The 21,471-nt window shown below is 75.0% G+C and carries 13 protein-coding genes and 1 riboswitch; of the genes, 6 read left to right on the top strand and 7 right to left on the bottom strand.

The genetic code is table 11. The features are described 5' to 3' along the window. Window positions 1–10: 10 nt before the first annotated feature. From FHX81_RS01175 to FHX81_RS01165, 3 genes are read right to left on the bottom strand one after another with little or no spacing between them, the layout of a single operon-like run. Window positions 11–1,315, bottom strand: coding sequence for an MFS transporter (locus FHX81_RS01175; RefSeq protein WP_141974799.1), 1,305 nt, complete (start codon window positions 1,313–1,315; stop codon window positions 11–13). Further along, on the bottom strand, window positions 1,312–2,259 hold the full coding sequence (locus FHX81_RS01170) for an alpha/beta hydrolase (protein ID WP_141974798.1): 948 nt from the start codon (window positions 2,257–2,259) through the stop codon (window positions 1,312–1,314). Before FHX81_RS01170 ends, FHX81_RS01175 begins: the two co-directional genes overlap by 4 nt. Before the next feature lie 32 nt (window positions 2,260–2,291). Further along, window positions 2,292–3,965: a fatty acyl-AMP ligase gene (locus FHX81_RS01165; protein WP_141974797.1), complete on the bottom strand. Its 1,674-nt coding sequence runs from the start codon at window positions 3,963–3,965 to the stop codon at window positions 2,292–2,294. Window positions 3,966–4,256: 291 nt separating this feature from the next. Here FHX81_RS01165 and FHX81_RS01160 point away from each other — a divergent pair, with 291 nt between their 5' ends. Then, a complete protein-coding gene (locus FHX81_RS01160; RefSeq protein ID WP_141974796.1) occupies window positions 4,257–10,334 on the top strand; it encodes a type I polyketide synthase in 6,078 nt (2,025 codons plus the stop codon). A gap of 815 nt (window positions 10,335–11,149) precedes the next feature. On the opposite strand, the gene FHX81_RS01155 is transcribed toward FHX81_RS01160, so the two are convergent. From FHX81_RS01155 to FHX81_RS01145, 3 genes are all read right to left on the bottom strand, one after another. Continuing rightward, complete coding sequence (locus FHX81_RS01155) at window positions 11,150–12,331, bottom strand: S8 family peptidase (protein ID WP_141974795.1); 1,182 nt, start codon at window positions 12,329–12,331, stop codon at window positions 11,150–11,152. A gap of 114 nt (window positions 12,332–12,445) precedes the next feature. Beyond that, window positions 12,446–13,384, bottom strand: coding sequence for a DMT family transporter (locus tag FHX81_RS01150; protein ID WP_141983649.1), 939 nt, complete (start codon window positions 13,382–13,384; stop codon window positions 12,446–12,448). A 181-nt stretch (window positions 13,385–13,565) separates the two neighbouring features. Then, entirely contained in the window at window positions 13,566–14,825 is a 1,260-nt protein-coding gene (locus FHX81_RS01145) for a cytochrome P450 (RefSeq protein ID WP_141974794.1), read from the bottom strand. A 76-nt stretch (window positions 14,826–14,901) separates the two neighbouring features. Continuing rightward, window positions 14,902–15,041, top strand: a riboswitch (cobalamin riboswitch). 92 nt (window positions 15,042–15,133) lie between these two features. On the opposite strand from FHX81_RS01145, the gene FHX81_RS01140 reads away from it, so the two are divergent. Genes FHX81_RS01140 through FHX81_RS01120 form a run of 5 tightly spaced genes read left to right on the top strand, consistent with a single transcriptional unit; the run spans window position 15,134 to window position 20,813 of the window. Continuing rightward, entirely contained in the window at window positions 15,134–16,438 is a 1,305-nt protein-coding gene (locus FHX81_RS01140; protein ID WP_141974793.1) for a prenyltransferase/squalene oxidase repeat-containing protein, read from the top strand. Between the two features lie 37 nt (window positions 16,439–16,475). Then, window positions 16,476–17,330 carry a hypothetical protein gene (locus tag FHX81_RS01135; protein ID WP_141974792.1) on the top strand — a complete coding sequence of 285 codons (855 nt, stop codon included), beginning with the start codon at window positions 16,476–16,478 and terminating at the stop codon, window positions 17,328–17,330. Beyond that, window positions 17,327–18,379, top strand: coding sequence for a CbiQ family ECF transporter T component (locus FHX81_RS01130; RefSeq protein WP_141974791.1), 1,053 nt, complete (start codon window positions 17,327–17,329; stop codon window positions 18,377–18,379). Before FHX81_RS01135 ends, FHX81_RS01130 begins: the two co-directional genes overlap by 4 nt. After that, window positions 18,376–19,977 carry an ABC transporter ATP-binding protein gene (locus tag FHX81_RS01125; RefSeq protein WP_141974790.1) on the top strand — a complete coding sequence of 534 codons (1,602 nt, stop codon included), beginning with the start codon at window positions 18,376–18,378 and terminating at the stop codon, window positions 19,975–19,977. The genes FHX81_RS01130 and FHX81_RS01125 overlap by 4 nt, the downstream gene beginning before the upstream one ends. Beyond that, complete coding sequence (locus tag FHX81_RS01120) at window positions 19,974–20,813, top strand: ECF transporter S component (protein WP_141974789.1); 840 nt, start codon at window positions 19,974–19,976, stop codon at window positions 20,811–20,813. Before FHX81_RS01125 ends, FHX81_RS01120 begins: the two co-directional genes overlap by 4 nt. On the opposite strand, the gene FHX81_RS01115 is transcribed toward FHX81_RS01120, so the two are convergent. Beyond that, window positions 20,758–21,429, bottom strand: a complete 672-nt coding sequence (locus FHX81_RS01115) for a hypothetical protein (RefSeq protein WP_141974788.1) — start codon at window positions 21,427–21,429, stop codon at window positions 20,758–20,760. The genes FHX81_RS01120 and FHX81_RS01115 overlap by 56 nt on opposite strands. Between the last annotated feature and the right edge of the window lie 42 nt (window positions 21,430–21,471).

Raw genomic sequence — 21,471 nt, 5'->3', positions numbered from 1 at the left:
GCACCGGCGGTCACGCCTCGTGGCGCGAACGCCTCGACCGCGCGGCCAGGGCGAGTGTGATCCCCAGCGCGACCGCGACCGCGCCGGCGGCGACGACCGACGCGGCGGCGTGACCCGCCGACGTGAACGCGAGGCCGATGACCGCGACGCCGAACCCGCCCGCCAGTTCGCGGCTCGCGGTGACGGTGGCCGAGGCGACGCCGGCGGACCGCTCGTCGGCGGCGTCCAGCACGGCCGCGGTCAGCGGGGTGGTCAACGCGGAGCCGAAACCGACCACCACCAGGCACGCCGCCAGCACCGGCGGGGTCGCCCACGGCATCGCCGCCAGCCCGGACGTCACCGCGCCCAGGCCGCACGCCGCCGTCCGCCACGGCCCCAGCCGGTCGACCAGGACCGGCACGACCGGTGCGCCCGCGATCACGGCCAGCGCGGCCGGCACCAGGAACAACCCGGTGCGCAGCGGCGTGAAGCCCTCGGCGTGGTGCAGGTGCAGGGGCAGCACGAACAGCACACCGCTGACCGCGAGCCCCCACAACGCCTGCGCGACCGTGCCGCCGACGAACACCGACCGCACCGACCCGGCCGGGAACAACGGGTGCGCGGCCGACCGCTCCACCGACGCGAACAGCAGGCACGCCGCACCCGACAACGCGGCCAACGCCGCCACCGGGCCGTCACCGCCGACGCTCAGCACGGTCGCCGCGACCAGGAAGACGGCCGCGGTCAACGCCACCGTGGACCGGACCGGCAGCGGTGTCGGCCGCGTGCTCCGCCGGGCCGGCAAGGCCCCGGCGAGCACGGCCGCCGCGACGGACAGCGGCACGTTGCCGAGGAAGATCCACCGCCAGTGCGCCGCCTCGCTCAGCAGGCCGCCCAGCGCGGGCCCGACCGCGAGCGCCACGGCCAGGGCGCCCGTCCACGCCGCGATCCCCGTCCGGCGGTGCGCGGCGTCGAGGTGGGTGCGCAGCACGGCCAGCCCGGTCGGCACGATCGCCGCCGCGGCCGCGCCCTGCGCCGCCCGCCACAGCGCCAGCTCCCAGCCGTCGTGGGACGTGCCGCAGCCCAGCGACGCGGCGGCGAAGCCGAGCAGCCCGGCCACCAGCACCCGCCGGTGCCCGAACCGGTCGCCCGCCGCGCCCGCGCCCGGCATCAGGCTCGCGAAGACGAGCATGTAGCCGACCACGGCCCACTGGAGCCCGGTCGTGGACAGGCCGAGGTCGCGGCCGATGGTCGGCAGCGCCACCATCAGGACGCTGTTGTCCAGTGCCGTGACGAAGGCCGCGAAGCACGCCACCGGCACCGCCGCGCGGTTCACGTGAGCGCGGACATCAGCATCGGCCAGGACGCCCGCAGTTCGCGTTGCCAGTACTTCCAGGTGTGCGTGCCGCCGCCGTAGGCGTTGACCGTGATCGGGATGCCCAGGGACCGCATCCGGGCCACGAAGTCCGGTGAGGTGGTGCCGACGATCGTCTCGAACGGGTCGTAGGACCACCAGTCGGTGTCCAGCGCGCCTCGGAACCCGTTGCCGTAGGACATGTAGAGCCGGAGGCCGCGCAGGTCGGCCGCGAGCTGCCGGGGGTTGTGCGCGGACCAGATCGCGGGCACCAGCGACTCGCGGCCCCACGGCCCGTACGGGTCGAGCCCTTCGCGCAGCACCGTCGTGTAGATGAACTGGGGGACGCCGACGAACTGCGTCGACAGCAGGCCGCTGTAGGACGCGGCGGCCCGGAACATGCCGGGGTGCTTGGCCGCGTACCCGAACGCGCCCGTGCCGCCGGCCGACAGTCCCGCGACGGCGCGGGCCGTGCCGCCGCGGTAGTTCCGCTCGACGAGCTGCGGCAGTTCGCCGGTGTGGAAGGTCTCCCACCGGGGCGTGCCGCCGCGCCCGCCGTTCCACCAGTCGGTGTACCAGCCGGCACGTCCGCCGTCGGGCATGACGACCAGGACGTCGTGGGTGGCGCTGAGCTCTTCGACGTCGGTCTCCCTGGTCCAGGAGGTGTAGTCGTCGCCGACGCCTTGGAGCAGGTAGAGGACGGGCCAGGTGCGCGACGCGGTCGGCGACCAGCCCGGTGGGGTGAGGACGCGGACGGGCACCTGGCCGCCGACGGCGGGCGAGGCCACGGTGAGGTCGACGGTGCGCCCGTCGAGCCACCTCTCCCCCACCACCCGCGCCCCGTCGTCGGCGGTGGCGGGCGCGGCCCGGGCGGGGACGACCACCAGGGCGACCGCGGACAGGACGAGCAGCATCACGCGCAACATCACTTCTCCCTGGTCGATCAGGAGACGGGGGGTCAGGAGACGGGGAGATCGCCGGCGAGGTAGCGGTCGCGGCAGGCCGAGCGGGAGAGCTTGCCGCTGGACGTCCTCGGCACCGAGCCGGGTTCGACGACCAGGACGTCGCGCACCCGCACGTCGTAGCGCCGGGACACCGCGGCCCGCACGCGCGCCCGCACGCGTGACTGGTCGACCGACTCGCGGGGTGTCCGGGCGGTTCGTTCGGCGACCACGACCAGCGCCTCACCGCCGTCGGACGGCACGGCGAACGCGGCGACGTGGCCCCGGCGGATCACGTCGTCGGCCTCGGTCGCGGCGGCCTCCACGTCCTGCGGGTAGTGGTTGCGGCCGTCGATGACGATCAGGTCCTTGATCCGGCCCACCACGTACAGCTCGCCCGTGCGCAGGGCGCCCAGGTCACCGGTGCGCAGCCACGGCCCCGCCGGCAGGCCGGGGACGTCGAGCCGGGCGCCGAACCCGTCCTCGCCGGAGCGGGCGCCGGACCAGTAGCCCGGCGAGACGTTCTCCCCGCACACCCAGATCTCGCCGACCCGGTCCCCCGCCACCGGCGCGCCCGTCACCGGGTCCACGATCGCGAGGTGCTGGTCGACCGCCCCGCCGCAGCCGACCAGCACGCTCGCCCGCTCCGGGTCCTCCGTGGCCACCACGCGTCCTCGGGCCAACGCGGCACGGTCGAACCCGGTGGTCGTGGGGCGTGACGCCGCCGTCACGAACACCGTCGCCTCGGCCAGGCCGTACGACGGGCGCTGGGCGTCCGGCCGCAGCCCGCACGGCTCGAAGGCGTCCTGGAACCGCGCCACGGTCGCCGCGAGCACCGGCTCCGAGCCGTTGATCAGCGCGACGACCCCGCCCAGGTCCAACCCGGACCGGTCGGCCGCCGGCACCCGCCGCACGCACAGGTCGTAGGCGAAGTTCGGCCCGGCGCTGATCACGTCACGCCGCCCGCTCATGGCCCGCAACCACCGCGACGGTCGGTACAGGAACGCCAGCGGGTCCATCAGCACCGCCTCGGCCCCGGTCGTCAGCGCCACGCCGACGCCGAGGACCAGCCCCATGTCGTGGAACAGCGGCAGCCAGCTCACCGGGGACGGCGTCACGTCGGCCAGGCCGTACGCGGTGAGCGCCTGGCGCACGTTGACCCGGAGGTTCCGGTCGGTGACGACCACACCGGCCGGGGTGCGCGTCGAGCCGGAGGTGTACTGCAGGTAGGCCGGACCGCCGAGCCCCGGTGCGGGCGGTTCGGCGGACGGCGGCACGCCGCCGACCACCACGACGTCCAGCCCCAGGTCGACGGGGGCGCAGGTGAGCGCGAGCTTCGGCGCGCAGTCGCGCAGGATGCCGTCGAGGCGTTCCCGGTGCCCGTCGCCGGCGATCGGGAACAGCGGCACGGCGAGCACGTCGGCGTACAGGCAGGCGACGAACGCCACCACGTAGTCCAGGCCCTGCGGCAGCAGGAGCAGCGCGCGGTCACCCGGGGCGCACCGGCGGCGCAGCTCCCCCGCCAGGCCGCAGGCCCTCGCGTCCAGCTCGGCCCACGTGATCGACACCGGCACGCCCCGCGGGTCCGCCTCGTGGTCGAGGAACGTGAAGGCGGCGTGGTCGGGCCGTTCGCGTGCCCAGCGCCGCACGGCGTCCACGACCGTGCCGGCAGTGGTCGCGGTGACCGTCATGAGCACCCCCTCCTCTGCGCGATGACACATTTCCGAAATAGGTTTTGTGCGGTTGTCACAACTTTTGCCGAAGTGATTCGCAGCATGTCGGCCGCCGAAGCTACCGATGAGTACAAGAGCTGTCAACGACTACTCCACGCCCTCTTCGTTAACCCGATCGGCGTATTGTTCACAGACGTTCACCCAGGCCACGATCGGTCGCGCTCCGCAGCGACTCGGACTGCGGGCCTTTTGTCCTAATTCTCGAAAACTTGTCGAGAAAGTGTGCAGGAATCGCAGGAAAGGTGGCCCATGACCGGCCTCGGCATGCCCGCGGAAGCGGAACTCCGCGCGTGGTTGGCGCACCGGGTAGCGGAACTCGCCGACCTGCCCGAAGGCGAGGTGGACGTCGACCAACCCCTGGCCGAACTCGGGCTGTCCTCGCGCGACGCCGTCGTGCTCGCCGGTTCGCTGGGCGAGTTCCTGGACGTGCCGCTGCCCGCGACGGTGTTCTACGAGCACCCGACGATCGCCCGCCTGGCCCGCCACCTCGCAGGCCCGTCCGCCGCGTCGGACACCGCACCCGCCGGCCCGTCCGCCGAGGGCGTCGCGGTCGTCGGCGTGGGCTGCCGGCTGCCCGGCGACGTCGACGGGCCCGACCGGCTGTGGGACTTCCTGCGCCGCGGTGGTGACGCGGTCGCGCCCGCGCCGCCCGACCGGTGGCCCGGCCTGCCGGACGGCACGCCCCGGTTCGGCGGCTTCCTGGCCGACATCCGGGGTTTCGACGCCGAGTTCTTCGGCATCGCGCCGCACGAGGCCGCGCTGATGGACCCGCAGCAACGGCTCGTGCTGGAGGTCTCGTGGGAGGCGCTGCACCACGCGGGCATCGCACCGGACGCCCTGCGCGGCACCCGGACCGGCGTGTACGTCGGCATCTCGACCGGCGAGTACGGCGCGGCGGGCGCGGCCGACCTGGGGCGCGTCGAGCCGTGGACGGCGACCGGCGGCGCGCTGAGCATCGCCGCGAACCGGCTGTCCTACCTGCTCGACCTGCGCGGGCCGAGCCTGGCGGTGGACACGGCGTGCTCGTCGTCCCTGGTGGCGGTGCACCACGCGTGCCAGAGCCTGCGGGCGGGTGAGACGGACGCCGCCGTCGTCGCCGGCGTCAACCTCCTGCTCGGACCGGCCGTCACGCTCACCTTCCACCGGGCCGGCCTGCTGTCGGCCGACGGGCGGTGCAAGCCGTTCGACGCCGCCGCCGACGGCATCGCCCGCGCCGAGGGCTGCGCGGCGGTCGTGCTCAAGCGGCTGTCCGACGCGCGCCGGGACGGCGACCGGGTGCTGGCCGTGATCCGGGGCAGCGGCGTGAACTCCGACGGCCGCTCGAACGGCCTGATGGCGCCGAACCCGCAGGCGCAGGCCGACCTGCTGCGGCGGGTGTACGCGGACGCGGGCGTCGACCCGTCCCGGGTGGACTACGTCGAGGCGCACGGCACCGGGACGTTGCTCGGCGACCCCATCGAGGCGGGCGCGCTGCGTGAGGTGCTCGGCCGCGGGGACGGCCCGTTGCTGATCGGGTCGGCGAAGTCGAACTTCGGGCACGCCGAGTCGGCGGCCGGGCTGGTCGGGCTGGTGAAGGCGGTGCTGGCGGTGCGGCACGGCGAGCTGCCGCCGAGCCTGCACTTCCACGCGCCCAACCCGCACATCGACTTCCGCGGCCTGCGCGTGGTGACCGCGCCGACGCCGTGGCCGCGCTACTCGGGCCGCATCACGGCCGGTGTGTCGTCGTTCGGGTTCGGCGGCACGAACGCGCACGTCGTGCTGGAGGAGCCGCCCGCGCCGGACCCGGTGGACCGCCCTGGCGGCCCGGCGTTCCTGGTGGTGTCGGGCACGTCCGAGGGGCGCGTGCGGCGGCACGCCGAGAACCTCGCGCGGTGGCTGGAGACCACGCACGCCGACCTGCACGACGTCAGCGCGACCCTGGCCCGGCGTCGCGGGCGTGAGCCGCACGCGGCGGTGGTGACCGGGTCGGACCGGGCCGCCGTCGTCACCGGGCTGCGCGCCCTCTCCTCCGGTGAGCGCCCGGTGGACCGGGCGGTCAGGCGGGACGGTGCGGTGTGGGTGTTCTCCGGGTACGGCTCGGGCTGGGCGGGCATGGGACGTCGGCTGCTCGCCGCGGAACCGGTGTTCGCCGCGGCCGTGGGCGAGGTGGACCGGCTCATCGCGCCGCACTCGGTGCGGGCCCTGCTGGAGACGCCGTCGGACACCCTGGGCGACGGCCAGCTCGCGCTGTTCGGCGTGCAGATCGCCCTGGCCCGGTTGTGGGAGTCGCGCGGGCTGCGCCCGGCGGCGGTCATCGGGCAGTCCGCGGGCGAGGTCGCCGCCGCGGTCGTGAGCGGCGCGTTGTCCCTGGCCGACGCGGCGCTGGTGATCACCACCCGGGCGCGTTTGCTGGACGTGGTCGACGCGTCCGGCGACGGCGGCATGGCGGCGGTCGAGCTGCCCGCCGACGAGGTCGACGACCCGGCCCTGTCGGTGGCGGTGCACGCCGCGCCGCGCCGCTGCACGGTCTCCGGCCCGGCGGACCGGCTCGCCGCGCTCGTCGCCCGGGTCGAGGCGGACGGCGGCCTGGCGCGGGTCCTGCCGCTGCGCACCAGCGGCCACTCCCCCGCCGTCGAGCCGGTGCTGGCGGAGTTGACGGCGGCGCTGCGGCACGTCACCGGGCGGCGCGGCGACGTGCCGCTCTACGGGACGGTGCTGGCCGATCCGCGGTGCGCGCCACCGTTCACCGCCGACTACTGGGCCGCGCACCTGCGCCGACCGGTCCGGTTCACCCAGGCGGTGACGGCCGCGATCGAGGACGGCCACACCGCGTTCCTGGAGGTCTCGCCGCACCCCGTCGCGCTGCCCGCGATCGCCGAGCACGCACCGGACCTCGTGCTGGTCGGTTCGCTGCGCCGCGACACCGACGACGTGGCCACCTTCCACGACAACCTGGCGTCGCTGCACCTGCACGGCCTCGGGCCGGCCCGAGGCGTCACCGACGTGCCGACCGCGCCCTGGGAGCACCGACCGCACTGGACCGCTCCCCCGTCCCGCCGGGCCGGCCACCCGCTGCTCGGCGACCACGTCGAACTGCCCGACGGCACGCACGCGTGGCAGGCCGACGTGGGCCTGGCCGCGCTGCCCTGGCTGGGCGACCACCGCGTGCAGGACACCGCCGTGCTGCCCGGGGCGGCCTACGTCGAGATGGCGCTGGCCGCGGGCGCGCAGGTGACGGCCGGTCCCCTGTCCGTGCGGGACGTCGTGTTCGAGTCGCTGCTCGCGTTGACCGACGAGGTGCCGGTGAGCACCACGGTCCGGGACGGCCGCGTCGAGGTGCACGCCAAGACCGCCGACGGGTGGGTGCGGCACGCCACCGCGACCGTCGTGCCCGGCGAGGCGGCCGGCCCGCCGCCGCCGCCGGTCCACAGTGGACTCCGGCCCGTCGACCTGTACGGCCGGTTGGCCGACGTGGGCATGGACTACGGTCCGGCGTTCCGGGGCGTCCGGTCCGCCCGGGCCGCGGCGGGCGCGGCCAGTTGCCTGGTCGACCGGCCCGACGGCCCGGACCGCGGGTGGCGGCTGCCGCCGACGCTGCTCGACTCGTGCCTGCACGCCCTCGCCGCCGCCGCGCTCGACCTCGCCTCCGGCGGGCCGTACTTGCCGGTCGGCATCGGGGCCGTGCGGCTGCACGGCGACCCACGGCGGGCCGACCGGTGCGAGGCCGTGGTCCGCGAGTCGGGTGACGGGGTGATCGGGTCGGTGTGGCTGTACGACGACGCGGGCACGCTGCTGGTCGAGGTCGTGGACGTGCGGGTGCGGCCGGCGTCGTCGGCGCTGTCCGGGTTGGCGCTGGAGACCCGGTGGGAGCGGCACGACCTGCCCGCCGCGGACCACGCGCGCCGGACCTGGCTGCTGCTGTCGGACGACCGCGACCTCGCCGACGCCCTGGTCGACGCCGGGCAGCGCGTGACCACCGATCCCGCCGCCCCGGCCGACGGGATCGTGTTCGGCCCCCGCGGTCTCGAGGAGGACCTGGCGCGGCTGTCGGCGTTGGCGGACGACACGCGGCGGCTGTGGATCGTCACCCGGAACGCGCTGTGCGTGCGGGACGGCGAGGCGGGCGTGCCGGACCAGGCGGCGTTGCGCGGTGCGGTGCGGGTGCTGGCGTTCGAACGGCCCCGGTCGCGGGCCACGGTCGTGGACGTGGACGACGTCACGGCCCTGCCCCGCGAACTCCTCGCCGACCAGGCGGACGACGAGGTGGCCTGGCGTGACGGCGTGCGGTACGCGGCGCGGTTGCGGCGGGCGGAGGTCGACGTGCCCGCGACGGGGTCCGCGGTCGACCCGGCCGCGTACCTGATCACCGGCGGGCTGGGCGGGTTGGGGCTGGTCATGGCCCGCTGGCTGGCCGAGCGGGGCGCCGGGCGGATCGTGGTGTGCGGTCGTCGCGGCCCGTCGGCGGACGCGCGGGCAGAGGTGGCGAAGCTGCGGGCGCTCGGCGCGGACGTCGTCGTGGTGACCGGTGACGTCGCCGAACCCGGGGTGGCCGACCGCGCGGTCGCGGCGGCGGTGGACGGTGGAATGCGGCTGTGCGGTGTCGTGCACGCGGCGGGTGTGCTGGCCGACGCGCCGGTCGACCGGCTCGACCCGGCCGACGTGCGGCGCGTGCTGCGGCCCAAGGTCGACGGCGCGCTGCGACTGCACGAGGCCACGTCCGGGTACCGGCTGGACTGGTTCGTCGTGTTCTCCTCGGCGGCGGCGCTGCTCGGCTCACCCGGTCAGGCCGCGTACGCGACGGCCAACGCGTGGCTGGACGGCTTCGCGAGGTGGCGGCGCGCGGCGGGGTTGCCCGCGACGACGATCGAGTTCGGTGCGTGGAGCCGGGTGGGGTTGGCCGAGGACAACGACAACCCGCTGCTGCGGCCCCTCTCGCCGGCCGAGGGCGTGCAGGCGGTGGAGGCCGTGCTGCTGTCCGGTCGGGTCGCCACCGGCGTGGTGCGGTTCGACCGGCGGCGGGTGGCGGAGCTGTTCCCCCGGCTCGCGCGGCGGCCGTTCTTCGAGGCGTTCCTCCAGCCGCCTTCGGACGTGCCGGAGGCGGACCGGCTGAGCGCGATCGTGGCCCGGGTGCTGGGCGGCGCACCCGATCCCTCGCTGCCGCTGACGTCGCTCGGGCTGGACTCGCTGATGGCGATGCGGTTGCGCAACGCGGTCGAGCACGACGTCGGCGTGCGGCTGCCCGTGCCGTTGCTGCTGCGGGGCGCGAGCCTGCGTGACGTGGAACGGCACATCTCGGGGCTCGCCACCGAGGCACCGGCCCGGGTCGAGCCGCGCGACCCGACCGAGCGGTGGGTGTTCGGGTTGTGGGCCGAGGTCCTCGGACGGCGGGACTTCGGTGTACGCGACGACTTCTTCGCGCTCGGCGGGTCGCGGGAGCGGCTGCTGGCGGCGGTCCGCCGCCGGGTCGCGGCGGACGGGTCCCTGTTCACCACGCCGACCGTGGAGGCGATGGCCGAACGGCTGCGCGCGGCGTTCGAGGACGCGGGCGGACCGGTGCGGGTGCTGCGCGCGGGCGGGGCGCGGCGGCCGCTGCACCTGTTCCACCCGGCGGGCGGGCCGACCAGCGTGTACCAGCCGCTGGTGGGGCTGCTGGCGGACCGGCCCTGCTACGGCTACGAGCGGATCGACGACGTGCCGGACATCCCGGCCAAGGCGGCGCGGTACGCGGAGCTGGTGCGGTCGGTGCAGCCGGCCGGGCCGTACGTGCTGGGCGGATGGTCGTTCGGCGGGTGCCTGGCGCACGAGGTGGCGTGCCTGCTGCAGGACGCGGGCGCGGAGGTCGGCCCGGTGGTGATGATCGACACGGTCCGGCCGCTGCCCGCGCCCGACGTCACCCCGGCCGACCTGGTGCGGCACCGGTTCACCCGGTACGCCCGGCACGTCGAGGAGGTCTACGGGACACGGGTCGAGCTGCCGTGGGAGTCGTTGTCCGCGCTGGACGACGAGGGGCAGATCGACGCGGTGCTGGCGGCCGTCGCCGGCTTGGGCATCAGCCCCGGCGCGCTGCGCCACCAGCGCACGTCCTACCTGGACGCGCGGGCGGCCGAGCGGTACGCGCCGCGGCACTACCCCGGGCGGGTCGTGTTCTACCGGGCGACCGACCGGGAGACGCTGACCACCGTGCTGGACCCGCGCTACCTGCGCCGGCAGGACGACGACGACCTCGGGTGGGCGGACGCCTGCGGCTCGCTGGAGGTCGTCCCGGTGCCGGGCGACCACCTGTCCATGGTGGACCTGCCGCACGTGTCCGTCATCGCCCGGCACCTGTCGTCGGTGCTGGACGACTGAGGCGGGTGCGGTGGTCGGCCGCGGTCGATCCCTGTCGTGGTGCCGGTGGTGGGGTGTTCTTCCCGCGCTTGCGCGGTGACGTCACGGGTTTCCAGGCAGCCGCGGCGAGCACGGGGGTGCTCGACCCGGTGAGTGCGCCGCAGTCCTCGACCCGGGCGCCGAGGCTGTGGATGAGGGTGACCTCGACCTCCACCGAGTGGTCGTCGGTCCGGTGGAGGAGGCTCCGGTCGACCTCGTCGCCGGCGCGCTCGATGGCGAAGTCGGGCCCGGTCGGGCCGGCCGTGAGCCGGTCGCCGACCTTCGCCGGTCCGTGGTGACACCGCCGGTGCCGGGCAGGCCCGAGGTGAAGCCGGGCGGCACGGTCTCCCCGCTCACCGGGACCGGGACGCGTTGCAGGTCGTCGACGCGCACCGGCGCGGGCGCCCCGTAGGCGACGTGGCCGTCGCGCACCACCGGCAGCGCCGGCTCGGGACGAGTCGACGGGGATTCGGCAGGTCGGCGTCACGGGACGGCCTGCTCGGGCACCGGGTCGGACGTGGGCCGCGCCGCCGGACCCGCGGGTGGTCCGGGCTGCGCCCGCGGTCTGCGGGACACCGCCGTGACCGTGAGGAGCGCGCCCACGACCAGCCGAGGTGCAGCGTTCCATCACCCATCACCCATCACCCATCACTTCCACGAGACGACCGGGGGTACCGACGAGGTCGCTCGCCCGGGCCGCCCAGTCACGCCTGATGGGTCAGGGCCGGCACACCGGTCACCGGAGAGGTTCCCCGGCGCGCGGGGTGAGGGCGTCGACGCCCGCGCGCCGGGGAGGTTCACAGGCCGTTGGTGAACAGCAGGCGGTTGGCCGTGCCGCCGGTGGCGCCGCCGCCGACCACGCCCGGCGTGGCCGAGGAGTTCAGCCAGTTGTGCACGGTGGCCGACGACTGGTCGCCGAACCGCTGCTTGTAGAGCGCGGCCACGCCCGCCACATGCGGCGTCGCCATGGACGTGCCGCTCTTCGCGCCCGAGCCGCCGGTGGGCAGGGTCGAGATGATCGAGCTGCCGGGCGCGTAGAGGTCGACGCACGCCCCCGTGCTGGAGAACGACGACCTGGCGTCGGTGTTGGTCGAGGAGGCCACCACACTGGCCGTCTCCACCTTGCGCGGCAGGCGGTCGCACGAGTTGCCGCCCGTGTTGCCCGCCGAGGTGGCCAGGAAGACGCCCGCCGCGATCATGGTGCGGATCGCGGTCTCCAGGCTGGCCGACGCGGTGAAGTTCCACGACGTGTTGGCCACGGCCGGCTTGGTGTGGTTGGCGGTGACCCAGTTGATCGCGTTGAGCGCCGACGAGGTGGTGGCGCTGCCGGAGCAGTTCATCATCTTCACGCCGTGCAGCCGCACGCCCTTGGCGACGCCGTAGGTGTTCGAGCCGATCGTGCCGGCGACGTGCGTGCCGTGGCCGTGGCAATCGGTGTTGTTGGTGTCGATGCCGTTGTAGTCGAACGTGGCCCGGCCGCCGTAGTCGGCGTGGCCCGGCGTGATGCCGGTGTCGATGATGTAGGCGTGCACGCCCGCGCCGGTGTAGTTGTAGGTGAAGCTCTTCGACAGCGGCAGCGCGCGCTGGTCGACCCGGTCGACGCCCCAGGACGGCGGGTTGGCCTGGGTGGCGTCGAGCGCGTCGGTGACCAGCACGTCCTGCTCGATGGTGGCGACCGCCGGGTCGCGGCTGAGCTTGCGCACCTGGGCCGGGGTCAGCTTGGCGGCGAAGCCGTGCAGCGCCTTGTCCCAGACGTGGGTCGGCGTGACGCCCGCCGTGGCGGCCACGCTCGCACCGCCGCGGGCGGTGGCGTTGAGCGAGACGATGTAGGAGTCCTTGATCGGGTGGACGGTCGCGGAGGCCGTCGCGGTGATCACGTCGGCCTGGTGCGGGGGTTCGGCCGAGGCGGCGGTGGTGGTGAGGCCGACGGCGGTGGTCGCGGCGGCCAGGACGGCGAGTGCTCGGTACGCAGGACGCACGGGTTGGCTCCTTCGGCGGAACCCGGGCGAGCGCGCCCCGACGCAGGGTTGACGGGGCGGACGGTCACTCGCACGAGGTCCAGACCAGCAGCCTGACCAGCGGTTATGCCATGGTCAACGGTGGTCGGCCGAACGGCCGCCCGGCCCGTTACCCTCGGTGGACATAACGGACAACTGGTAATGCCCAGGTCGCTCGGCCGGGCGCTTGTCCGCCGCCGACCGGGCCAGGGCCAGCCGGGTCAGCGCGACACCGGCCAGGACTACGGCCATGCCCGCGACGACCCGGGGCGTCAGCGGCTCGCCGAGGACCAGCGCGCCCAACCCGACCGAGACGACCGGCAGCAGGTAGCCGACCGTGGCGGCGCTGGTCGGGCCCTCGTCCTCGATGATCCGGTAGTTCAGGATGAAGGTGAAGCCGGTGCCGAAGACGCCGAGCACCACGACGGCCACGACGGCCGTGACGTCGGGCGTGGCCGGTGTGCGGTCGAGCGGGATCATGAGGGTGCTCAGCGCGGTGGCGGCGAGGAGCTGCGCCGCGGACACCGCGACCGGACCGCCGTGGCCGACGAGCTTGCGCCCCATGTAGGCGAACGCGACCGCGTAACTGGCCGCCGCGCCGAGCAGCGCGAGCGCGCTCAGGCTCAGCAGGCCCGCCTCCTCCCACGGGGCGAAGATCAGCGTCACGCCGGCGAACCCGACGAGCAGGCCGAGCACCCGAACCGGCGTGACGGGACCGTCCGTGCCCAGGGCGAACCCGATGATCAGGGAGAACAGCGGGGTGGTCGCGTTGAGCACACCGGCCACACCGGAGTCGACGGTCTGCTGACCGACGGCGAACAGCAGGAACGGCAGGGCGTTGCAGAAGAACGCGGCGACCACGAGCCGCCCCCACAGCCGGCGCGGCAGCCGCTGGCCGTTCACCCGCGCCATCACCAGCAGCGTCACCGCACCGAGGGCGCAGCGGCCCACCGTGATCGACGTCGGCGACAGTCCGGTGAGGGCCAGCTCGATCCACAGGAACACCGAGCCCCACAGCAGGGCCAGCGCACCCATCCGCATCACGCCGCGTCCGATCACGGGACCACCGTCCCCCATGACCGACTTCAAGAAAAGTGAAACCCCATGACGACGCGTTAAGCAGCACTTCAAGATCCCGACCTGGATGCAGCACCCCCGCGAGAGTCCTACATCCAGGTCCCGTGAGTCCTACGTCCAGGACCCCTGAGTTCAACGCTCAGCGCGTGTGGACCAACAGCGAGTCGACCCCGTGCACGATGGACGCGGTCCGGAACGCCGGCCGCGCGTCGGCGAGCCGGAGGTTCGGGAACCGGCGCAGCAACGCCGGGTACGCGGCCCGCAGCTCCATCCGGGCCAGCTCCGCGCCGACGCACCGGTGCGCGCCGTGGCCGAACGCCAGGTGCGACGACGCCGCACGGCCCGCGTCGAAGTCGGACGCCTCCTCGCGGTTGGCCGCCGACAGCGACACCACCACCACGTCGCCTTCCTCGATCTGCTGCTCACCCACCCGCAACGCGTGCCGGGCGAACCGGGGGAACGCCACCTGCACCACGCTCAGGTGCCGCAGCAGCTCTTCCACCAACGGCGCGGCGGCCGCGTCGTCGTCACGCATCGCCGCCCGCGCGGCGTCGTCCTTCAGCAGCACGATCGCGCCCAGCGCGAGCATCGACGCCGTCGTGTCGAACCCGCCGGTCAGCACGCCGTCGGCCAACCCGGCCAGCTCCACGTCGCTCACGTCGTCGCCGTGCTGGCGGATGATCGAGCCGATCAGCCCGTCACCCGGCGACCGGCGCTCACGGCGCACGATCTCCTCCATGTAGGACAGCGACTCCGAGATCGCGCCCAACGCCTGACCGGCGCCGCCGAACAGGTCGAACCGCGCCGCCGCGAGCTCCTGGAACCGGTCACGGTCCTCATAGGGCACGCCGAGCAGCTCGCAGATCGTCAGCGACGGGATGGGCAGCGCGAACTCCTGGACCAGGTCGACCGGCCCGTCCGCGGCCTGCATGGCGTCGAGCCGTTCGGTGACGATCGCGTCGATGCGCGGCACGAGCCGCGACAGCCGGCGCATGGTGAACTCGGGCGTGAGCAGCTTGCGCAGCCGGGTGTGGTCGGGCGGGTCGGCGAAGCCGAGGCCACCGGGCGACTGCTCCAGCCGACCGACCGCCGCGCCCAGCCGCGCGTAGTCGTTACTGAACGCGCCTGTGTCGGAAAGCACCTTCTTCGCTTCGTCCTGACCGGTGACCAACCACACGCGCAAGCCGAACGGCACCGGGATCCGGTGCACCGCGCCGGCCTCCCGCATCCGCTCCAGCTCGGCGACCGGCACCACCCCGTCCCGCTTCAGCGGAACCAGCGCACGGTCCGGGAGCAGCGCGAACGCCCGCGAACCGATCTTGCCCAACACCCACCGCGTCGCCGAACGCCGTGCGACCCACGCCACCAAGCCGTCGCGCACGGACGCCAGAGTCGTCATCGAACACCCCTCTTCCCCAGATCGAATCGCCCGACGGTAACCGTACGTAGGGGTGAGCAGCATCGCGCCAGAGGCGGATTGACACGCCGGGGTCGGTGACAGACGATCGGCAATCGCGCGTGAAACGGGGGAAGCCGGTCGAAATCCGGCGCTGACCCGCAACGGTAGGTCCCGGCCGGGACGAGCCCGAACACCCGTCGCGCGTGCCACGCTCCCGACACCGTCGAGGTCAACGGGTCGGAGCCCGGGGGAAGTCGTTCACGGCTGTCCGGGGTCCGCCCGCGCCTCGCGCCCCGGAAAGGTCGACCATGTCGTTGAGACGGACCGCCGCTGTCCTCGCCGCCGCGGCGGTCGCCGCCCTCGTGTCGGCCCCCGCCGCCCAGAGCCGGGTGCCCGCGGGGCCGACGACCGACGTGGGCGACGCGGCCGCGGGCTGGCTGGCCCGGCAGCTCGTCGACGGCGACCACTTCGAGACCGTCCTCGACGGCGTCGCCTACCCCGACCACGGCCTCACGCTGGACGCGCTGTTCGCGTTCACGGCGGCGGGCGTCGCGTCCGACAGCTCCGACCGGGCCGCCGCCTGGCTCGCCGAGCCGGAGGTCCTCGCCGACTACCTCAGCTACGGCGACCCCGCCCAGTCCTTCGCGGGCGCGCACGCGAAGCTGGCGCTGGCCGCGCAGGTGCGCGGCCAGGACCCGACGGCGTTCGGCGGCGTCGACCTGATCGCCGGGCTCACCGCCTTGCAGGCGCCGAACGGACGGTTCCAGGACAAGTCGCAGTACGGCGACTACTCCAACGGCTTCACGCAGGCGTTCGCGGTCCTCGCGCTGGACCGGTGGCGGGGCGCGCCGAAGGCCGCGGTGGACTACCTGGCCGGCACGCAGTGCGGGGACGGCGGGTTCCCGCTGATCCTGGAGGCGACGCCGTGCGTGTCGCACGTGGACGCCACCGCGATGGTCGTGCAGGCGTTGCTGGCGGCGGACCGGACGGACCCGGCGGGCAAGGCGCTCGACTGGCTGCACGGCGTCCAGCAGGCGAGCGGCGGTTTCCTCGACGAGAAGGCGACCGGCGAGGGCAACGCCAACAGCACCGGTCTCGCGGCACAGGCGTTGCGCGCGGGCGGTCGGACGGCCGACGCCGACGAGGCCACCGCGTTCCTGCGGTCGTTGCAGGTCGACTGCTCGGCCCCGGAGGCCGCTCGCGGCGCGATCGCGTTCGACCGGACCGGGTTCACGCAGGCCACGTCGCTGCGGGCGAGCGCGCAGGGCGTGCTGGGCCTGGTCGGGGTGAACTTCGTGGACCTGACCGCGGACGGTGGCCGCTCCGGCGCGCCGGTGCTGGACTGCCCGGTCACCAGCACGTCGCCGACGTCGTCCACTTCGGACACGACGACGACGACGACCACCACCACCGCCGCGACGGCCACGTCCGACACCACCGCGACCAGCACCACGACGGCAGCGGCGGTGGTGGCCGTGACGAGCCGGCGCGACCCGCTCGCCCGCACCGGCGCCCAGGTCGGTCCGATGCTGTGGGTCGGCGCGTTGCTGCTGGTCGGTGGCGTGCTCGCGGTCGTGCTGGCGCGCCGGCGGGTCGCGGAGGCGCGGAAGTGACGGCACGGGTTCGCGGCGCCGCCCGGCCCGTCGCGTCGTGACGGGCCGGGTGCGGCGGGTCCTGGCGGCGTGCGCGGTCGCGGGGCTCGCGTCGATGTGCGCGCCGCCGACCGCGCGGGCCGCGGACTGCGGCGGCGTGACGGTGGTCGTGGACTTCCGCTCGTTGGGCGGCGGCGTGCGGACCGGGTGCGCCCCGGGCGATCCGGCGTCGGGGACGGCCGCGCTGACCGCCGCCGGGTTCGGCTACACGTTCGCGTCCCGGCAGCCCGGGTTCGTGTGCCGGATCAACGGCGAGCCGAGCAGCGACCCGTGCGTCACCACGTCCCCGACCACGGCGTACTGGGGGTACTGGCACGGCCGACCCGGCGGGTCGTGGGTCTACAGCAGCACCAGCGCGAGCGCGTACGACCCCGCGCCGGGCAGCGTGGAGGGCTGGTCGTTCGGGGCGGGGGAACAGCCCGGCATCGCGCCGCCCGCCCCCGCGCCGCAGCCGACCCGGCCCGCGCCGCAGCCGCCCGCGCCCGGACAACCGGCACCAGGGCAACCGGCGCCCGGACAACCGGCGCGAGGCCAACCGGCACCGACCCGGCCCGCGTCGGGTCACCCGGCACCACCCGCGCCGGGTGACCCGACGCAGCCGACCTCCCGACCGTCCGGGACGCCGGCGTCGACCACGAGCGGGACGACGACCGAGCCGCGGTCATCGGCGACCACGGCCGGCCGCGGAACCTCGGGTTCCGCGGCACCGACGAGTTCGGTGGCCGTGGAGCCGACGGCGGGCACGTCGTCGTCCGGTGGCACGGTCGGCCTGGTCGTCGGGATCGTGGTGATCGCCGCGCTGGCGGGCCTGGGCCTGTGGACCGCGCGGCGGCGCGCGAGGGCGACGGAGTGAGGTCGCACCCCGGCGCGTGGTGGCTGTGGGCGTTGGGCCTGGCCGTCATCGCCGGCCGCACCACCAACCCGGTGCTGCTGGCACTGGTGGTCGTCGTCGCCGGGTACGTGGCCGTGTCGTGCCGCGAGGACACGCCGTGGGCCGGCGCGTACGGGGTGTTCCTCAAGTTCGCGTTGGTGGTGCTGGCGATCCGGGTGGTGCTGCACGTGCTGCTCGGCGGGGTGGGCGGCCCGACGGTGCTGGTGACGTTGCCGGAGATCCCGTTGCCCGAGTGGGCCAAGGGCATCCGCCTCGGCGGGCCGGTCAGCGCCGAAGGACTCGCTTTCGCGCTGTACCAGGGGCTCCAGCTGGCGACGTTGCTGTGCTGCGTGGGCGCGGCGAACGCGCTGGCCAACGCCAAGCGCCTGCTGCGGTCGCTGCCGGCCGCGTTGTACGAGGTGAGCGTGGCGGTGGTGGTGGCGTTGACGGTCGCGCCGCAGCTCGTGGCCAGCGCGCGATCGGTGCGGCGCGCGCGGGCGTTGCGGGGTGACGTGGTACGGGGGGTGAAGGCGGTGCGGGTGCTGATGGTGCCGGTGCTGGAGGACGCGTTCGAGCGGTCGCTGGTGCTGGCCGCGGCGATGGACTCGCGCGGGTACGGCCGGACGGCCGGGCTGCCGAAGCGGGCCAGGGTGGTGACCGGCGCGCTCGTGCTCGGCGGGTTGCTGGGGCTGTGCGTCGGCGCGTACGGGCTGCTCGGCGGCGGCGCGCCCGCCACGCCGATGCTCGTGGTGGGCGCGGTGCTGGCCGTCGCGGGACTGTGGAGCGGGTCGCGCCGGGTGCGGCGCAGCCGGTACCGGCCCGACCGGTGGGGGCCGCGGGAGCTGCTGATCGTCGCGTCCGGGGTGGTCGCGGCGCTCGCGACGGTCCTCGCGCCGGACGGCCTCGGCGGCTCGGCGTTGACCCCGGCCACCGTCCCGCTGACCGTGCCCGAACTGCCGTTGCTACCCGCCGTCGGCCTGCTGTGCGCGCTCGCGCCCGTCGTCATCGCCAGGAACGGGGTGAACCCGTGATCCGGTTCGAGAACGTCTCCGTCACCTACCGGGACGCGGACGCACCCGCGGTGGCCGGGGTGGACCTGCACGTGCCCGAGGGCGAGCTGTGCCTGGTGGTCGGGCGGACCGGGTCGGGCAAGTCGACGTTGCTGCGGGCGATCAACGGCCTGGTGCCGCACTTCACCGGCGGCACGCTCACCGGACGGGTGCTGGTCGCCGGGCGTGACACCCGCACGCACCCGCCGCGCGAGCTGGCCGACGTCGTGGGCGTGGTGGGGCAGGACCCGCAGGCCGGGTTCGTCACGGACTCGGTCGAGGAGGAGCTGGCGTACTCGATGGAGTCGCTGGCGCTGACGGGCCCGGTGATGCGCAAGCGGGTCGAGGAGACGCTGGACCTGCTCGGCCTGGCCGAGCTGCGGCACCGGCCGCTGGCGACGTTGTCCGGCGGGCAGCAGCAGCGCGTGGCGGTCGGCGCGGCCCTCACCGCGCACCCGCGCGTGCTGGTGCTGGACGAGCCGACGTCGGCGCTGGACCCCGGCGCGGCGGAGGACGTGCTCGCCGCGCTGCACCGGTTGGTGCACGACCTGGGCATGACGGTGGTGATCGCCGAGCACCGGCTGGAACGGGTCGCGCAGTACGCGGACCGCGTGGTGTGGCTGCCCGGCGGCGGGGTGCCGCCGGTCGCGGGCGAGCCGGGACCGGTGCTGGCGGACGCGCCGGTCGCGCCGCCCGTGGTGCGGTTGGGCCAGGTGGCGGGGTGGGAGCCGGTGCCGGTGTCCATCCGGGACGCGCGCCGGCTGGCCGGTCCGCTGCGCGACCGCCTCGCGTCGCCGCCGGTCACCTCTCCGGCGCCGGTGACGGAGTTGGTGCGGGTGCGCGACGTCCGCGTGCGCTACTCCGCGGTGGACGCGGTGCGCGGTGTGTCGTTGAGCGTGGGCGCGGGCGAGCGGGTGGCCGTGATGGGGCGCAACGGGTCGGGCAAGTCGAGCCTGCTGTGGGCGGTGCAGGGCACGGGCAAGCGGTCCGGCGGCGTGGTCGCGGTGGACGGCGTGGACCCGGCGGCGCTCAAGCCGGGGCCGCGGCGCGAGGCGGTCGGTCTCGTGCCGCAGCAGCCCGGTGACCTGCTCTACCTGCACACGGTCGGCGGCGAGTGCGCGCAGGCGGACCGCGAGTCGGGCAAGCCGGCGGGGACGTGCCGCGGGTTCCTGGACCGGCTCGCGCCGGGCATCCCGGACGAGCGGCACCCGCGTGACCTGTCGGAGGGGCAGCGGCTCGCCCTGGTGCTGGCCGTGTCGCTCACCCCGTCGCCGCGGGCGGTGTTGCTGGACGAGCCCACGCGGGGGTTGGACTACCCGGCCAAGACGCGGTTGGCGGCGGCGTTGCGGGACCTCACCGACGACGGCCACGCGGTCGTGCTGGCGACGCACGACGTGGAGTTCGTCGCCGAGTACGCGACCCGCGTCGTGGTGCTGGCGGACGGTGAGGTCGTGGCCGACGGCCTGACCGCCGAGGTGGTCACCGCGTCACCGGTCTTCTCCCCTCAGGTGGCGAAGGTGCTCGCGCCGGAGCCCTGGCTCACGGTGGCGGACGTGAGCGCGGCCCTGGCGGCCCGATGACCGCGCACTCCCCCATCCGCGTGAAGCCCCGCGCCTCGCTGGCCCTGGCCGTGGCGGCGGCGATCAGTGTCGTGGCCTTCACCTGGCCGTTGCTGGTGTCCGCGGACGCCCCGATAGCGCAGGGCGCGACCGGGCCGTGGACGTTCGCGCTGGTCCTGCCGCTGGTGCTGGCCGTGGTGCTGGCCGAGCTCAGCGAAGGCGGGCTCGACGCCAAGGCCGTGGCGATGTTGGGCGTGCTCTCGGCCCTGGGCGCGGCGATCCGGCCCCTCGGCGCGGGTACCGCGGGCATCGAGACGGTGTTCTTCCTGCTCGTCCTCGGCGGCCGGGTGTTCGGGCCCGGCTTCGGGTTCGTGCTCGGCAACACGATGCTGTTCGCGTCCGCCCTGCTCACCGGCGGTGTCGGACCGTGGTTGCCGTACCAGATGCTCGGCGCGGCCTGGGTGGCGCTGGGCGCGGGGCTGTTGCCGTCCTGGCGCGGCAAAGCCGAACTCGCCCTGCTCGCCGCGTACAGCGCCGTCGCGTCCGTGGTCTACGGGCTGCTGCTGAACCTGTCGTTCTGGCCGTTCGCGTTGAGCGCGGGCAGCACCTCGCTGTCGTTCCAGCCCGGCGCGCCGATCCTGGACAACCTGGTGCGCGTGGTGGCGTTCAGCCTGGCCACGTCCCTCGGCTGGGACATCGGCCGGGCCGTGACCACCACGATCCTGGTGCTCGCGACCGGCCCGGTGCTGCTGCGCACGCTGCGCCGGGCAGCCCGGCGCGCGTCGTTCGGCGACCCGGTGGTCATCGGGGCAGTTGGGCCGCCACCTCCGCCAACGCGTCCAGCACCTCCGGCGTGACGTACCCGGTGGCGACCTCCGCCTCGGCGACGGCGACCGTGGTCCGGTCCCGGTCCGAGCCGTAGTTCGCGCCGGTGAACGCGACGTCCGGCAACCCGAGGTGCGCCGTGCCGAGCGCCTTCACGTCACCGGTGCCGGGCGCGTCCACGAGGTCCTGGAACGCCTGCGCGTCGCCACGCGAGTCGAACCCGACCCAGGCCACCGCGATCACCGCCGAGTTCCCCGCGTCGTCGCCGACGGTGAACAACACCCGGTCCATCGACGTGCACGCGTGCCGCCGCAGGAACTCCCGCACGCCGCCGAACGCCGCGTCCACGCACTCGGTCCGCTGCTTCTCCGTGCGCTTCAGCCCGCGCAACCCCATCCGCCGCCACGCGCCGTCCGCGTCACCCCGTCGGGCCAGCTCACCGCCCGCGTCCCGGCGGTCCTCGACACTGGGCCCCGGACCGCCGCCACCGGCCGCGCCACCCGTGCTGAGGCCGACCGCTCCCCCGTAGCCGACCGCGCTGAGCGCGATCAGCCCCGCCAACAGCGCCGACCTGCTGCGCCTGCCACCGCCGGCGACCAGCCGCACCCGCACTCGGCCGCGGTCGTCGGTGTAGAAACCCTTGGGCACGTCAACCTCCTCCCCCTGAGGAAGGTTTAGCAACGCCACGGG

Source organism: Saccharothrix saharensis (assembly GCF_006716745.1).
Classification (GTDB): domain Bacteria; phylum Actinomycetota; class Actinomycetes; order Mycobacteriales; family Pseudonocardiaceae; genus Actinosynnema; species Actinosynnema saharense.
Note: the sequence above shows the minus strand (reverse complement) of the source record. Positions and strands in the feature narration are given on the sequence as shown.

Coding starts and splice junctions, on each gene's coding strand:
- FHX81_RS01170 (WP_141974798.1), bottom strand. CDS start 2,259: ATGTTGCGCGTGATGCTGCTCGTCCTGTCCGCGGTCGCCCTGGTGGTC.
- FHX81_RS01165 (WP_141974797.1), bottom strand. CDS start 3,965: ATGACGGTCACCGCGACCACTGCCGGCACGGTCGTGGACGCCGTGCGG.
- FHX81_RS01160 (WP_141974796.1), top strand. CDS start 4,257: ATGACCGGCCTCGGCATGCCCGCGGAAGCGGAACTCCGCGCGTGGTTG.
- FHX81_RS01150 (WP_141983649.1), bottom strand. CDS start 13,384: ATGGGTGCGCTGGCCCTGCTGTGGGGCTCGGTGTTCCTGTGGATCGAG.
- FHX81_RS01145 (WP_141974794.1), bottom strand. CDS start 14,825: ATGACGACTCTGGCGTCCGTGCGCGACGGCTTGGTGGCGTGGGTCGCA.
- FHX81_RS01140 (WP_141974793.1), top strand. CDS start 15,134: ATGTCGTTGAGACGGACCGCCGCTGTCCTCGCCGCCGCGGCGGTCGCC.
- FHX81_RS01120 (WP_141974789.1), top strand. CDS start 19,974: ATGACCGCGCACTCCCCCATCCGCGTGAAGCCCCGCGCCTCGCTGGCC.